This window comes from Cupriavidus sp. C2SS-8b, from assembly GCF_057073745.1.
In genome coordinates this window covers 166,219-179,322 of the sequence record NZ_CP172717.1, presented here as the reverse complement: position 1 = coordinate 179,322, position 13,104 = coordinate 166,219, and the positions used below count along the sequence as shown (strand labels likewise).

The window sequence follows — 13,104 nt, the reverse complement described above, 5'->3', positions numbered from 1 at the left end:
GCGCCTGTCATGAGCGAGCCGCGCGTGCTGGTGGTCTGCGGCATGGATTTCGAAGCGAACATCGCCGCGGGTCCGGACAGCGAGGTCGTGTACGGCCAGCGCGGCGCGGCATTGGGCGCCGCCATCGAGCGCCGGGCCGGTGCATGCGCCGGTATCCTCAGCTTCGGCGTGGCCGGCGGTCTGGATCCTGCGCTGGCGCCGGGCGCGCTCATCGTTGCCACGGATGTGCGCGACGCATCCAGCGGAATCTCCACGCCAGCCGATCCCGACTGGCAGTGCGCGTTGATGCGGGCATTGCCGCAGGCGCTATCCGGCCCCCTGGCCGGCTCGGACACCGCCGTGGCGGCGCTCGCCGACAAGGCTGCCCTGTACGCCGCCAGCGGTGCGCTGGCCGTCGACATGGAATCTCATATCGCCGCCCGTATCGCGCGCAGCCACGGCCTGCCATTTGCGGCGTGCCGCGTGGTGATCGATCCGGCCACGCGCGCTGTCCCGCCACTGGCGCTGGCCGGGATGGGGGGCGACGGGCGCACCGATGTCGGCGCTGTCATGGCCGGCCTGCTGAAGGCGCCCTGGCAACTGCCGGCGCTGATGCGACTTGGGCGAGATGCCAGCGCCGCACGTGCGAGGTTGATGGCGATACGAGGCGCTGTTGGTCAGGGCTGGGGTATGGGCGACGAGCTTGCCACTGCCAGGCTTAAATCTAGCGAGCGCGATTCCAGGCTTTAGCGCGTGCGGCTTTTCAAGCGGTTGCGGAACTCGGCAGCAAACGCGTCCACACCGCCGTATTCGATCCCTTCGCCGCTGCTAAGCCCTTCGACCACGAGGTCATAAAGACGTTTCTCGGCGTCGTTGCGGGGACCGACAGCCTTCGCGGCATCGGGCTTTGGCGAGCATGGTGGGATCGAGCGGTTCATGACGGCATTCTACCGATGCTGGCGTCCGTCCAAGGCGCCGCGAGAGACAGCATCAATTACCCAAACTTCCGCGCCGCATCCAGCGCCAGCCCCGATCCGATCCCCCCGAACAAATCCCCTTCCACCCGCCGCGCCTTCGGCAGCAATTCGCCGAGCCGCTGCCGCAGCAACGGCACGCTGCTGGAACCGCCCGTGAACAGGATGGTGTCGACCGCATCCGGCGTCACGCCGGCCGTCGCCAGCATGTCCTGCACGGTCTTCTCGGTCTTCGCCACGAGCTTGCCGATGGCATCGTCGAACTCCTGGCGCGTGATGGCCAGCCTCAGTTCGGGCTCGATGCGATGCAGGTCGACGTCGGTGCGGTCCGTGCCCGAGAGCGCAATCTTGGCCGCTTCCATCTGGATAGCCAGCCAGTGGCCCGCGCGCTCGCGGATCAGGCGGATCATCCGGTCGAGCATCGCGGTGTCGGCCGCGTCGCGATAGTTGTCCATCACGATCGCCCACGCCTTGCGCGTGTAGACGAGGTTGATGGTGTGCCAGCTCGCCAGGTCGAAGTACTGGCCCGACGGCATCTCCTTGCCGTTGCGCAGCTTGCTGCCCAGGCCCAGCAACGGCATGGCGCGCGCCAGGCTCAGTGCGCGGTCAAAGTCGGTCCCGCCGATATGCACGCCGCCATTGGCCAGGATGTCGTCACGCCGGTCCGTGCGGCTGGCGCGTTCCGGCGACAGCCGCACCAGCGAGAAGTCCGACGTGCCGCCGCCGATGTCGGCGACCAGCACCAGCTCTTCCTGCGCGATCCTGGCTTCGTAGTCGAATGCGGCCGCGATCGGCTCGTACTGGAATTCGATGTCGCGAAAGCCCGCATCCCGGGCAATCTCCGCCAGCGTCTGCTCGGCGAGCTGGTCCGCCTTCGGGTCCTCGTCGATGAAGAACACCGGACGACCGAGCACCGCGCGCGTGAACGTGGTGCCCGCCGCGCGCTCGGCGCGGCCCTTCAGCTCGCCGATGAAGTGCGCCAGCAGCTTGCGGAAGGGCATGGCCTGGCCCATTACCTCGGTGCTGTCTTCCATCATCGAGGTGCCGAGCAGGCTCTTGAGCGAGCGCATCAGCCGGCCTTCATAGCCCGCGAGGTAGTCGTCCAGCGCCGCGCGGCCATAGCTGACCAGCGGGTCTTCGGCGTGGAAAAAGATCACCGAGGGCAGCGTTTGCTTGCCGTCTTCCAGCGGCAGGAGCGCGGCCGGGTGGCCGGGGCGCGTCCAGCCCACCGTGGAGTTGGACGTGCCGAAGTCCAGGCCGCATGCGTTTGACATCATCGATTCCGTTCTCTGTACCACCACTGCAAGTTCCCCGGCGCCAGCCGATAGCCGGCGCGGGCCGGGCGCCATTGTAGTGGCAGATGCCGGCCGCCACCGGCCCTTGACACGTTTAGTCCCGACTCCTATGCTGCCTACGTTCTTTCTATAAGACCATTATTCTATCTTATAGAACACGCAGATACCAGGAGACGATATGACTTTCCCGCACCGCCGCAAGCTTCACTCGTGGGCCCGCGCCCTGCTGTGCCTCGCCATCCCCGGATTCATGGCCGCCGCAGTGCCGGTCCGCGCCGACACCTACCCGAGCCAGCCGGTACGCCTGGTGGTGCCGTTCCCGCCGGCGGGCGGCACGGACGTGCTGTCGCGACTGGTATTCAACCAGGTCGGATTGGCCACGCACTGGAACGTGGTGGTGGAAAACCGCGCCGGCGCGGGCGGCAATATCGGTCTGGATGCCGTCGCCAAGTCGAAGCCCGACGGCTACACGCTAGGGATGGGGCAGACCGCCAACCTGGCGATCAACCCGACCCTGTACCCGAAGATGCCCTATGACGCGGTGAAGGACTTCGCGCCGGTGGTGCTGGTCTCGGCCCAGCCAGTGGTACTGATCGTGCGCGCCGACGCCCCGTACAAGACGGTGGCCGATCTCGTGACGGCGGCCAAGGCCAAGTCGCTGTCGATGGCCTCGGCTGGCACCGGCACCGTGGGCCACCTGACCGGCGAGATGTTCGCGCGCCGCGCCGGCATCAAGACGCTGCACGTGCCGTACAAGGGTGCATCGCCGGCGCTGACCGACCTGCTCGGCGGCCAGACCGACTTCTACTTCGCCACGCCGCCCATCGCGATGCCGATGATCAAGGCCGGCAAGATTCGCGCGCTGGCGGTCACGTCGGCCAGGCGCCTGCCGCTGCTGCCGGCGGTGCCGACCGTGGCCGAATCCGGCTATGCCGGCTTCCAGGCGGAAGACTGGAAGGCACTGGTGGCGCCGGCCGGCACCTCGCCTGAAGTGGTCAAGCGGCTCAATGCCGAGGTCAACAAGGCGCTCGCCCAGCCCGACACCATCAGCAAGATGCGCGAGGAAGGCAGCGACCCGCGCGGCGGCAGCGCCCAGGACCTGGCCGCCTTCATCAAGGCCGAGAACGCCCGCTGGGGCACGATCGTGAAGGCATCGGGCGCGCGCGTGGAGTAGTCCGCGCCGGCCATCCCAGTATTCCGCAGGAAACCCTCATGCAAAAACCGTTGCGCCATGTGCGCGTACTCGACCTGACCAATGTGCTGGCCGGCCCGTTCTGCTGCCACCAGCTGGCGCACATGGGCGCCGAGGTCATCAAGGTGGAAACGCCGGGCACCGGCGACCTGGCGCGCCAGCTCGGCGCTGACGCCGAACTGAACCAGCGCCTGATGGGCGTGTCGTTCCTGGCGCAGAACCCGGGCAAGCAGTCGATCACCCTCAACCTGAAGCATGCGCGCGGCAAGGAGGTCTTCCGCAAGCTGGTGCAAAGCGCCGACGTCGTGGTCGAGAACTTCCGCCCCGGCGTGATGACGCGCCTGGGCCTGGGGTTCGAGACGCTGCGGCAGGACAACCCGCGCCTGATCTATTGCGCCATCTCCGGCTTCGGCCAGGACGGGCCGCTGTCGGACCTGCCGGCCTACGACCAGATCATCCAGGGCATGTCGGGCGTGATGAGCATCACCGGCGACGCGCAGACCGCGCCGTACCGGGTCGGCTACCCGGTGTCGGACACCATCGGCGGCATCACGGCGGCGTTCGCCATCGCCGCATCGCTGGCGGACCACCAGCGCACCGAGGGCTATTTCATCGACGTGTCGATGCTCGAAGCCACGCTTGCCACCATGGGCTGGGTGGTGTCGAACCACCTGATCGCCGGCAAGGCCCCGGCCCCGATGGGCAACGAGAATTTCACCGCCAGTCCGTCCGGCACTTTCCGCACCGGCGATGGCCTGCTGAACATTGCCGCCAACAAGCAGGAGCAGTTCGAGGCCGTGTGCCGCGTGGTGGGCCGCCCGGACCTGATTGCCGACGAACGCTTCGCCGCGCGCCAGGCCCGCCTGGCCAATCGCGCCGCGCTGACGCAGGCACTGGAAGCCGAGCTGGCAAGGAAACCCGCCGACGCATGGTGGGCGCTGCTCAATGAGGCCGGCGTGCCGGCCGGCCCGGTGCTGGGCGTGCCCCAGACGCTGGAACAACCGCAGGTGCGCGACCGCGGCATGATCGGCACCTTCGCCGACGTGCCCGGCGTGGGCCGCGATATCCGCGTGGTGCGCACCGGCTTCAAGCTGAACCGCGAAGCGCCGTCGGTGGACACGCCGCCGCCGCAACTGGGCGAGCACACGCGGCAAATCCTTGCCGGCCTTGGCTACAGCGAGACCGACATCGACACCCTCACACAGGAGTGCGCAATATGAGCGAGACCCGACCGACCATGGACCCCGGCCAGCAGATGTCGCAGGACTGGTGGCGCACGGAAATCATCGACATGCGCCCTGGCGAGATCCGCTATCGCGGCTACCCTATCGAGCAGCTGATCGGCCAGGTTTCGTTCGCGCAGATGATCTGGCTGATGCTGCGTGGCGATTTGCCCGGCCCGGGACAGGGCGAGCTGCTCGATGCGGCGCTGATGGCGGCCGTCGATCACGGACCGCAGGCGCCCAGCATCGCGATTGCGCGCATGGCCGCCACGTGCGGCGTCGGGCTGAACAATGCGATGGCCTCGGCGGTCAACGTGCTCGGCGACGTGCATGGCGGCGCGGGCGAGCAGGCGGTGGAGCTGTACCAGGACATCGCGCAGCGCATCGACGCCGGCGCTGCGCTGGACCAGGCCGTCAGCGCGGGCCTGCAGCACTATCGCGACCTGCACGGCAAGTTCGTGTCGGGTTTTGGCCATCGCTTCCATCCGCTGGACCCGCGCGCGCCACGCCTGCTGGCGCTGGCGGACCAGGCGGCGGAGAAAGGCGTGGTGAATGGCCGCTACGCCGCGATTGCGCGCGCCGTGGAAAGTGCGCTCTGTGAAGGGCGCAGCAAGCCCGTGCCGATGAATATCGACGGCGCCACGGCGGTAATCTACGCAGAGCTGGGCTTTCCGGCGCCGCTGGCGCGCGGGCTGTTCTGCCTGTCGCGCTCGGTGGGCATCCTGGCGCATGCGTGGGAGCAGACGCAGCAGGGCGGCCGCAACAAGGGACCGATCCCGCGCCAGTTCCTGTGGACGTACGACGGCGTGCCGCAGCGCGATGTGCCGGACGGCACCCGGGCCTGACGCCGCTCAGGCCGCCGGCATGGGCCGGGTGGTCACGCGCACGAGCGACGGCGACGGCGCCTCGACCTGCGTCGCGGATCCCACCACGTAGCGGTCGCGGCCGTGCGTCTTGGCCAGGTAGAGCGCACGGTCGGCGTCCGCGAACAGCGTGCGCCACAGCAGTTCCTTGCTGCCGGTCTCGCCGCGCAACTGCGCCACGCCGATGCTGACCGAAGCAAAGCATCCCTGCCCGGGCAGCGCGATCGCACGGACCTTGCGCAGGATACGGTTGGCCAGCGCGGTGGCTTGTTGTTCGTCGGTGTGCGGACAGAGAATGCAGAACTCCTCGCCACCATAGCGCCCGGCCACGTCGGAGGCGCGGCGCGAGTTGTCGAGCGCCTGGGCGACTTCACGCAGCACCGCGTCGCCGGCGTGGTGGCCAAAGGTGTCGTTGACCTGCTTGAAGTGGTCGATATCGATGACCAGGCACGACAGCGGCTGGCCGTCGCGCTGCCAGCGCGCGACCAGGCCAAGCGCCGACAGGTCCAGCGCGCCGCGGTTGAGCAGGCCGGTCAGCGCATCCACGCGCGCGCCGCTTTCGTTGTTGGCGATGATCTGCTCCATCGCCATCACGGTGAATCCGAACAGCCCGAGCAGCCCCGCGATCAGCGGCGCCAGCGCCCAGGCCGAGCCCGCCGGGCCGGCGAAGAACAGCGTGAGGTCATGCCGGTCGATGCCGGCCTGCGTGATCGTATGGCTGGCGCAGACAAGCTGAGTCGACAACTGCACCAGGCTGGACACCAGCACCAGCGGCGCGCCGATGCTGCGCCGCCCTCGCCCGGTACGCACCAGCGTCGCAATCGTCGCCAGCGAAATCGCGGCAAGTATGCCGTAGGCCACGGCCAGCAGCACCCGCGGCCCGTCGGGCAGCCCGGAGGACGTCGCCATCAGGCCAAGCACGACCAGTCCGGCTGCCGCCAGCGGGCCGGCATGCGCGCTCAGGCCGTAGTAGACGCGCACGCCGCGGTAGATCAGCAGCCAGCCCACCACGAACGCGCCGGCGCCCGCCAGGCCCAGGTTCGGCGCGCTGCCGGCCGCGCTCACCGCGAGCGCCAGTCCGGCGCCGGACACGATCACATGGCCGAACGCCCACAGCCGCCCCGCCTCGATTGCGCGCAGCGCAAAGACCAGCCCAGCCGCAATGACCAGCGTGCTGGAAAAGAACACGATCATCACGACCGCAATGGTCTGCTGGTCCAGGTGCACGAACATCCCTTGACAAAGCCATAAGGCGCGCCGTCGATCGATACGAGGGCACGGGTGAAGGGGGCGACCGCGAATGATATCCCGCCGCGGCTGCTGCGGGGCACCCCCGACAAGCCGGGTCACCTCGCCACAACACCCGTCCGCGCAACGGGATCAGGCCGCCGCCGGCAGCTCCGGGAAATCGGGGAAGTTGCCGCCCAACCCTTGGGTCAGCGCACGCGCCGCGCCCAGGACATCGTCACGAAAGTCTTCGCGGAACCGGCTGGCCGGGCAGGTCAGCGTCAGCGCACCGGCCAGGGCGCCGTCCGGACCGAACACCGGCGCCGAAACGCCCGCGATCTCGGGGCTGCGGTCGCCGACCAGCGCAATCACCCCCTGCCGGCGGATGCGCTCGTAGAGTTCGCCGGCCTCGCCGGCAAAGGCGCGCAGCACGCGGCCGCCGGCGCCGCGGTCGCGCGGCAGCAGCTCGCCCGCGCGGATGTGGTCGCGCACGGGCTGCGGCGAGTCGACGCGGTACAGGCACAGCCGGTGTTCGCCCTGCTCGACATGGAACGCGGCGCTTTCGCGCGTGGCCTGTACCAGCGCGCGCAGCACCGGCATGACCACGGCCTCGAGCGAAAACGACGCGGCATAGACCGCATTGAGCCGCGCCACCTCGGGCCCCAGGCTGTAGCGTCCGTCGGGTAGCCGCTGCACCAGCGCGGCATGCTCGAGCGACGCCAGCAACCGCAACAGCGTGCTTTTATAGAGGCCAGAGCGCTGCGCCAGTTCGGCCAGACCGAGCGAGGTATCGCCAAGCCGGAACGCCGACAGCACGAACAGCGCACGGTCCACGGCAACGGCACCGCCTTCGGCGGCGTGCTTGTCGGCTTCGGAGACCTGGGCGGCTTTGCGTGGCATGGCGTGGCGCGGAAAGGAAAACCGGCGTGCATGGCACGCCGGCATGACGGAACGAGCAGCCACCGTATAGAACAGGCCTGTCCTTGTCAATGGATGCCCGGTCAGGCCATCAGCGGTGCCCGCCGCCGCGGCCGCCCCCCATGGCGCCGCCCATGCCGCGGGCCGCTCCGCCGCCCATGCCACCACGTGGCATGGCACGGAAGCCGCGCGCGCCCCACCCTGCGCCGCCCATGCGGCGGAAGTACACGTGTTGCATCCGATGCACGTGGTGATGGCGATCCACAAAGACGAATGCGCCGTAGCCCACCGCCACGGGCGCCCAATACCCGGGATAGCTGTCGTCGTAGTAGTAGGGCGTCTGGTAGTAGTCGCCGCCGCCGCCATCCACCAGTTGCCAGCTGCCGTCAGCTTGCAGGCAGGCCAGTCCGCCCACCTGCTGCCACTGGCCATTGATCACCGCCTGGCCGACTACCGGCTGGCAGGGCGGCCCCGTGCTCCATTCCTCGTCGGCCAGCGCGGCCGTCCCGGCGCAAAGACCAAAAACGAACACCCCTGCCGCCGCCCATCTCGCTGCACCGTTCATGGCTCACCTCCTGTGCAGTCATCAGGGCCGTTGCGAGCGACCCCCATTGCGACCTCGCCTGATAGCTGTTGTATAGGCGTATACGCGCGCGGCCGCAGGAATATTCCGGCCAGAACAGAAGGCGCGAACCCTGGCGGGATGCGAGTGCCTCGTGCAGCGCACCCGTTCAGCATTCACTCCATGGGAAGCCGTTGCGCGTTGGCGCGCGGGTTGCCGTTGAAGCGCTCCTCGATCACGCGCACAGCACAACCGATGGCGTTTTTCCGCAACAACCTTTTCAGCCTTCGCGTTCGCATGGCAACGGCAAAGGCGCCTTAAGCCACATGGCGTGGCATGGCGCGCCACGTATGCGGCGCCTGTGCGTTTCCTGCCCGAATTAGAAGGGTTATTGCCTGCTTTTGGTGAAGCCGTTAGTTCATGGCATGGATAGAATCATGCATTACCTTCCGCCGCAGCTTTATTTTTAGCATTGGTATGACCCTTCCCAACATTTCGCTTGGCGATATCCTGGATGACTTGCGCAGCGCACCGCGACCGCTGACGCCGTCCGAGCACACCTATCTGGCCTACCTCAGGCAGCGGATTGTCACCGGCGATGCCGACCTCTGGACCACGCTGGAAACCGCGGGCGTGCAGTGCAGCGAGCGTCGCCTGTCACCCGAAGTCGTGCTGGCGCTGACCGCCCTGGGCCAGTTGCCCATGCACTGAAACCGCGCGGGGCGCGCTGCCGCCCCGCTGCGCAATTTGTCCCACTTGTCTTCTTCCCTTCCCCCGTCCCGCCAGGGAAACTGCCTAAGCAGATCCGCCAAAACTTCCGACGAATCGCAATAGCGTTGCGGAAGTTTCTGACTCAAGGTCGCCACCCCGGTGGCTACGATCAGCGCTTTACCTGCACCACGCCGCGCGAACGACAGCCTGCGGCAGGCTGGCGAGCGCGTGGCCTGGCTTCCTGCATGGCAAACCTCCTGAAGAACCGGCGCGTCAGCCTGCTGTCCTTGCGCGCGTTCGTCGCGCTCATGCGTTACCAGGACCTCCGCCGTGCGGCCGCCGCGCTGGGCATCCAGCCGCAACGGCTGCACTATCAGCTGCGCAGCCTGGAATCCGCGCTCGATACCGCGCTGTTCAGCGTGGGCAGTCCGCATTGGCTGCCCACGCCGGCCGGCATCCGCGCGCTGCCCCGGGCGCAACGCGTATTGGCGATGTGGCGCGAGATTCTCGATAGCGTGGCACGCGAGCCGAGGGCATCGGATGCCGCCATGCCACCCGATGGCCCCGTGGCGTTCTGGGTGCGGCAAGCCACCATGTAGGACGCTGAAACGGCTACAGGCGCGTGCAGCTGTAAGCCTCGGTCCGGTACGGAAATGCCACTTGCGCGTGGCCGGCCAGCGCCGGCTCCTGGTCGATCACGGCCTGCAACTGCGCACGCACGGCGGCCTGCTGCGCGGGCGGCAGCGACGCAATAAAGCTGACCGACATCACGCGATCGACAACGACCTGCTGCGGCGGGCCTTCATGCACGTAAGGCAGGCTTTCCAGCGCCAGCGGGCCGAACCCCGGCGCGGGGAATACCCGCTTCCAGTCGCCCTTGTAGAAGCGCGGCGCATCGCCTTCGAGCGGCGTCATGATCGCGGTAAGCCGGGCGACCCACGGCACGCTTTCGTCGCGCACGTTCCACACCAGGCCGAGCTTGCCGCCCTGGCGCAGCACGCGGCGGATCTCGGCCATGGCGCGGTCGTTGGCGAACCAGTGGAAGGCCTGCGCGCAGACGATGGCATCGACGCTCGCGTCGGGTAGCGGAATCGCCTCGGCCGTGCCCGCCACGGCCTGCAGCGCGGGCAATGCCGCGGACAACTGCGCGCGCATCTCGTCGACGGGCTCGACCGCAATGACGGCCGCACCCGTGGCAGCCAGCCGGCGCGTGAACTTGCCCGTGCCGGCGCCAAGGTCGATGACCGCCTTTCCCGGGCCGAGACCGAGCGTCCCGCGCAGCCAGTCCCCAATGCCTTCCGGATAGTCGGGCCGGCCGCGCGCGTAGGTGGCGGCCTGGGCGGCAAATCCTTCGGCGGCGGCGTGGTGAATCTCTGTCATGGCGGGCTCCGGTCTCGCTGTGGTGCGTGGAATATTCCGGAGCCGTACACTACTCCCGCCCGTGGTGGCGGGCAAGCGACTCAGTGCTGCATGCCCCAGCGCCGCACCGTCAGCCGTTCGAGCGTGGTGAACACGAGCCCTTCCACCATCAGCCCGATCAGGATCACCGTGGCCAGGCCAGCAAAGACGCGATCGGTGTACAGCTCGTTGCGGTTCTGGAAGATGAACCAGCCGCGATCGAAGCGGTGATCAGCCGGCCTGCTGCTTGTCCTCGATCAGCCGCACCAGCGCGTGCAGCAGCCGGTTGGCCGGCACGGCAATGCCGAGCGCGTCGCCGCGGCGCACGATCAGGCCATTGAGATGGTCGATCTCGCTGCGTTTGCGGCGCGCGAGATCCTGCGCGGTCGATGACGTCTGCGCGGGCATGGTCTCCGCGATGCGGCTCACCGCCAGCGCGATATCCGCGGGCAGGATCACGCCGTCGGCCTGCGCGACCGCGAGACATTCCGCGACGATATCGCGCATCACGGCCTCCACGCCTTCGCCGCGCACCAGCCGGCCATACGGCAACTGCGTGATCGCCGACAGCGCGTTGTACACGCAATTGAGGATCAGCTTGGCCCACAGCGCGCCGCGCACATTGCCGGAGGTCTCGACCGGCACGCCGGCCGCGGCCAGCGTGCTGGCGAGGCGCTCGCCCTGGCTGGTCGGCTCGATCACCAGTTCGCCGCGCCCGTTGTGCCTGACGTGTCCCGGGCCCGCCATCTCGGTGGCCACATAAACCACCGCGGCAGCCACCTCCTGCTCCAGCAGGCCGCGCAGCGTGTCGGCATTCTCGACGCCGTTCTGCAGCGACAGCACCAGCGCGCCCGGCGCGAGCGCTGGCTTCATGGCGAGAGCCGCGCCCTGCGTGTCGGTGGACTTCACGCAGAACAGCACGAGGTCCGCGCCTTGCACCGCGCTCGCCTCGGTACTCGCCGACACCCTGACCTGCTCGTCGAACGATTGCGTTTCCAGGCGCAGGCCGCGCGCCTCGATGGCCTGCACGTGTTGCGGCCGGGCGATCAGCACCACCTCGTGGCCGGCCCGCGCCAGCATCCCGCCGTAGTAGCAACCGACTGCCCCTGCACCCATCACTGCGACTTTCATGTTTAGCACGCTCCCTGCTGTGAATCCCGATGGTGCGCGACGTGGGCGGCATACCCCGAGCCCGCCGTCGCCTGCATGAAGGCGATTATGACAGGGTGCCCCCGGACAGCGCGGGCCGCGCATATGCAAATGCAATATGGTTCTTTGCCGCGCATGGCCCCGGACATGCTGTGCTGCTACCATGCGCAAGCCCGGCGCAACGTACGCCGCGGCTTCATCCGGCATCTTCCTCGCGCATGCCGCTCCAGCACCCGACCAAGACAACCCGATCATGAGACTTGAAACCATTGCTGTCCACGGCGGCTATTCGTCCGACCCCACCACGCGCGCCGTCGCGGTGCCGATCTACCAGACCGTCGCGTACTCGTTTGACAGCGCGCAGCATGGCGCCGACCTGTTCGACCTGAAGGTGCCCGGCAACATCTACAGCCGCATCATGAACCCGACCAACGACGTGCTGGAGCAGCGCCTGGCCGCGCTGGAAGGCGGCGTGGGCGCGCTGGCGCTGGCCTCGGGCATGGCGGCCATCACCTACGCGATCCAGACCATCGCGGAGGCCGGCGACAACATCGTCTCGTCGAGCCAGCTCTACGGCGGCACCTATAACCTGCTCGCGCACACGCTGCCGCAATCGGGCATCGAAACGCGCTTCGCCGATGGCCGCAACCCGTCGGCCTTCGGCGACCTGATCGACGAACGCACCAAGGCCGTGTTCGTCGAATCGGTCGGCAACCCGCTCGGCAATGTGGTCGACATCGAAGCCATTGCGCGCGTGGCGCACAGCCACGGCGTGCCGCTGATCGTCGACAACACCGTGCCGTCGCCGTACCTGTGCCGCCCCTTCGAGCACGGCGCGGACATCGTCGTGCATTCGCTGACCAAGTACCTCGGCGGCCATGGCACCAGCGTGGGCGGCGCCATCGTCGACAGCGGCAAGTTCCCGTGGGCCGAGCACAAGGCGCGCTTCAAGCGCCTGAATGAACCCGACGTGTCGTACCACGGCGTGGTCTACACCGAAGCGCTGGGCCCGGCGGCCTACATCGGCCGCGCGCGCGTGGTGCCGCTGCGCAACACCGGCGCGGCGCTGTCGCCGTTCAACGCCTTCCTGATCCTGCAGGGCATTGAAACGCTTGCGCTGCGCCTGGACCGCATCACCGAAAACACGATGGCCATCGCCAGGCACCTGCAAAAGCACCCCAAGGTGGAGTGGGTCAACTTCGCCGGCCTGCCCGATCACGCCGACCACGCGCTGGTGCAGAAGTACCTCGGCGGCCGCGGGCCGGGCATCCTGTCGTTCGGCCTGAAGGCCGGCGGGCGCGACGGCGGCGCACGCTTGCTCGACGCGCTGCAGCTATTCACGCGCTTGGTCAATATCGGCGACGCCAAGTCGCTGGCCACGCACCCGGCTTCGACCACGCACCGCCAGCTCAACGCCGATGAACTCAAGGCCGCTGGCGTGAGCGAGGACATGGTGCGCTTGTCGATCGGCATCGAGCATATCGACGACCTGCTCGAGGACCTCGACCGCGCGCTGGACGCGGCCTGAGCGGCATGGCGGGACCACGCGTTCCCGCATGGGGCGCGCGGTCCTGCGGCGGGCGGCGCCGTGCGCCGCCGCCCATATGCGCTTG

The 13,104-nt window shown here is 68.3% G+C and carries 14 protein-coding genes and 1 pseudogene; 7 read left to right on the top strand and 8 right to left on the bottom strand.

The genetic code is table 11. From position 1 onward, the window contains the following. The first annotated feature begins 9 nt into the window (after nucleotides 1-9). Nucleotides 10-729 (top strand): phosphorylase, encoded by a 720-nt coding sequence (locus tag ACIGJB_RS17805; RefSeq protein WP_483733631.1) that lies wholly within the window; start codon nucleotides 10-12, stop codon nucleotides 727-729. Here the strand turns inward: ACIGJB_RS17805 and ACIGJB_RS17800 are convergent. After that, complete coding sequence (locus ACIGJB_RS17800) at nucleotides 726-917, bottom strand: hypothetical protein (RefSeq protein WP_483733630.1); 192 nt, start codon at nucleotides 915-917, stop codon at nucleotides 726-728. The genes ACIGJB_RS17805 and ACIGJB_RS17800 overlap by 4 nt on opposite strands. Nucleotides 918-973: 56 nt before the next feature. Then, nucleotides 974-2,230: an Hsp70 family protein gene (locus tag ACIGJB_RS17795; RefSeq protein WP_483733629.1), complete on the bottom strand. Its 1,257-nt coding sequence runs from the start codon at nucleotides 2,228-2,230 to the stop codon at nucleotides 974-976. Between the two features lie 196 nt (nucleotides 2,231-2,426). Here ACIGJB_RS17795 and ACIGJB_RS17790 point away from each other — a divergent pair, with 196 nt between their 5' ends. Genes ACIGJB_RS17790 through ACIGJB_RS17780 form a run of 3 tightly spaced genes read left to right on the top strand, consistent with a single transcriptional unit; the run spans nucleotide 2,427 to nucleotide 5,508 of the window. Then, entirely contained in the window at nucleotides 2,427-3,422 is a 996-nt protein-coding gene (locus ACIGJB_RS17790; protein WP_483733628.1) for a Bug family tripartite tricarboxylate transporter substrate binding protein, read from the top strand. A 38-nt stretch (nucleotides 3,423-3,460) separates the two neighbouring features. Next, nucleotides 3,461-4,660 (top strand): CaiB/BaiF CoA transferase family protein, encoded by a 1,200-nt coding sequence (locus ACIGJB_RS17785; protein WP_483733627.1) that lies wholly within the window; start codon nucleotides 3,461-3,463, stop codon nucleotides 4,658-4,660. Then, entirely contained in the window at nucleotides 4,657-5,508 is an 852-nt protein-coding gene (locus ACIGJB_RS17780) for a citryl-CoA lyase (protein WP_483733626.1), read from the top strand. Before ACIGJB_RS17785 ends, ACIGJB_RS17780 begins: the two co-directional genes overlap by 4 nt. 6 nt (nucleotides 5,509-5,514) lie before the next feature. On the opposite strand, the gene ACIGJB_RS17775 is transcribed toward ACIGJB_RS17780, so the two are convergent. The 3 genes from ACIGJB_RS17775 to ACIGJB_RS17765 all read right to left on the bottom strand — a co-directional run bounded on the left by ACIGJB_RS17775 (nucleotide 5,515) and on the right by ACIGJB_RS17765 (nucleotide 8,236). Beyond that, on the bottom strand, nucleotides 5,515-6,753 hold the full coding sequence (locus ACIGJB_RS17775) for a GGDEF domain-containing protein (RefSeq protein ID WP_483734711.1): 1,239 nt from the start codon (nucleotides 6,751-6,753) through the stop codon (nucleotides 5,515-5,517). A 153-nt stretch (nucleotides 6,754-6,906) separates the two neighbouring features. Then, entirely contained in the window at nucleotides 6,907-7,653 is a 747-nt protein-coding gene (locus ACIGJB_RS17770; RefSeq protein ID WP_483713288.1) for an IclR family transcriptional regulator, read from the bottom strand. 109 nt (nucleotides 7,654-7,762) lie between these two features. Further along, nucleotides 7,763-8,236 carry a hypothetical protein gene (locus ACIGJB_RS17765; protein WP_483733625.1) on the bottom strand — a complete coding sequence of 158 codons (474 nt, stop codon included), beginning with the start codon at nucleotides 8,234-8,236 and terminating at the stop codon, nucleotides 7,763-7,765. A 474-nt stretch (nucleotides 8,237-8,710) separates the two neighbouring features. Between ACIGJB_RS17765 and ACIGJB_RS17760 the strand changes: the two genes are divergently transcribed. Together ACIGJB_RS17760 and ACIGJB_RS17755 are read left to right on the top strand one after the other, a co-directional pair. Next, nucleotides 8,711-8,944: an IclR family transcriptional regulator gene (locus tag ACIGJB_RS17760; protein ID WP_483733624.1), complete on the top strand. Its 234-nt coding sequence runs from the start codon at nucleotides 8,711-8,713 to the stop codon at nucleotides 8,942-8,944. Nucleotides 8,945-9,189: 245 nt separating this feature from the next. Further along, nucleotides 9,190-9,543: a LysR family transcriptional regulator gene (locus tag ACIGJB_RS17755; protein WP_483733623.1), complete on the top strand. Its 354-nt coding sequence runs from the start codon at nucleotides 9,190-9,192 to the stop codon at nucleotides 9,541-9,543. 13 nt (nucleotides 9,544-9,556) lie between these two features. Here ACIGJB_RS17755 and ACIGJB_RS17750 read toward each other — a convergent pair whose 3' ends face one another. The 3 genes and pseudogenes from ACIGJB_RS17750 to ACIGJB_RS17740 all read right to left on the bottom strand — a co-directional run bounded on the left by ACIGJB_RS17750 (nucleotide 9,557) and on the right by ACIGJB_RS17740 (nucleotide 11,473). After that, on the bottom strand, nucleotides 9,557-10,324 hold the full coding sequence (locus ACIGJB_RS17750; RefSeq protein WP_483733622.1) for a class I SAM-dependent methyltransferase: 768 nt from the start codon (nucleotides 10,322-10,324) through the stop codon (nucleotides 9,557-9,559). Nucleotides 10,325-10,404: 80 nt separating this feature from the next. After that, nucleotides 10,405-10,557 (bottom strand): annotated as a pseudogene (locus ACIGJB_RS17745) (ABC transporter permease); the annotation flags it as partial. Nucleotides 10,558-10,573: 16 nt separating this feature from the next. Beyond that, nucleotides 10,574-11,473, bottom strand: coding sequence for a ketopantoate reductase family protein (locus ACIGJB_RS17740; RefSeq protein WP_483733621.1), 900 nt, complete (start codon nucleotides 11,471-11,473; stop codon nucleotides 10,574-10,576). 271 nt (nucleotides 11,474-11,744) lie between these two features. Here ACIGJB_RS17740 and ACIGJB_RS17735 point away from each other — a divergent pair, with 271 nt between their 5' ends. Next, nucleotides 11,745-13,019, top strand: coding sequence for an O-acetylhomoserine aminocarboxypropyltransferase/cysteine synthase family protein (locus ACIGJB_RS17735; protein ID WP_483733620.1), 1,275 nt, complete (start codon nucleotides 11,745-11,747; stop codon nucleotides 13,017-13,019). Nucleotides 13,020-13,104: the final 85 nt, after the last annotated feature.

Coding starts and splice junctions, on each gene's coding strand:
- ACIGJB_RS17740 (WP_483733621.1), bottom strand. CDS start 11,473: ATGAAAGTCGCAGTGATGGGTGCAGGGGCAGTCGGTTGCTACTACGGC.
- ACIGJB_RS17760 (WP_483733624.1), top strand. CDS start 8,711: ATGACCCTTCCCAACATTTCGCTTGGCGATATCCTGGATGACTTGCGC.
- ACIGJB_RS17755 (WP_483733623.1), top strand. CDS start 9,190: ATGGCAAACCTCCTGAAGAACCGGCGCGTCAGCCTGCTGTCCTTGCGC.
- ACIGJB_RS17800 (WP_483733630.1), bottom strand. CDS start 917: ATGAACCGCTCGATCCCACCATGCTCGCCAAAGCCCGATGCCGCGAAG.
- ACIGJB_RS17795 (WP_483733629.1), bottom strand. CDS start 2,230: ATGATGTCAAACGCATGCGGCCTGGACTTCGGCACGTCCAACTCCACG.
- ACIGJB_RS17770 (WP_483713288.1), bottom strand. CDS start 7,653: ATGCCACGCAAAGCCGCCCAGGTCTCCGAAGCCGACAAGCACGCCGCC.
- ACIGJB_RS17790 (WP_483733628.1), top strand. CDS start 2,427: ATGACTTTCCCGCACCGCCGCAAGCTTCACTCGTGGGCCCGCGCCCTG.
- ACIGJB_RS17780 (WP_483733626.1), top strand. CDS start 4,657: ATGAGCGAGACCCGACCGACCATGGACCCCGGCCAGCAGATGTCGCAG.
- ACIGJB_RS17785 (WP_483733627.1), top strand. CDS start 3,461: ATGCAAAAACCGTTGCGCCATGTGCGCGTACTCGACCTGACCAATGTG.
- ACIGJB_RS17750 (WP_483733622.1), bottom strand. CDS start 10,324: ATGACAGAGATTCACCACGCCGCCGCCGAAGGATTTGCCGCCCAGGCC.
- ACIGJB_RS17805 (WP_483733631.1), top strand. CDS start 10: ATGAGCGAGCCGCGCGTGCTGGTGGTCTGCGGCATGGATTTCGAAGCG.
- ACIGJB_RS17735 (WP_483733620.1), top strand. CDS start 11,745: ATGAGACTTGAAACCATTGCTGTCCACGGCGGCTATTCGTCCGACCCC.
- ACIGJB_RS17765 (WP_483733625.1), bottom strand. CDS start 8,236: ATGAACGGTGCAGCGAGATGGGCGGCGGCAGGGGTGTTCGTTTTTGGT.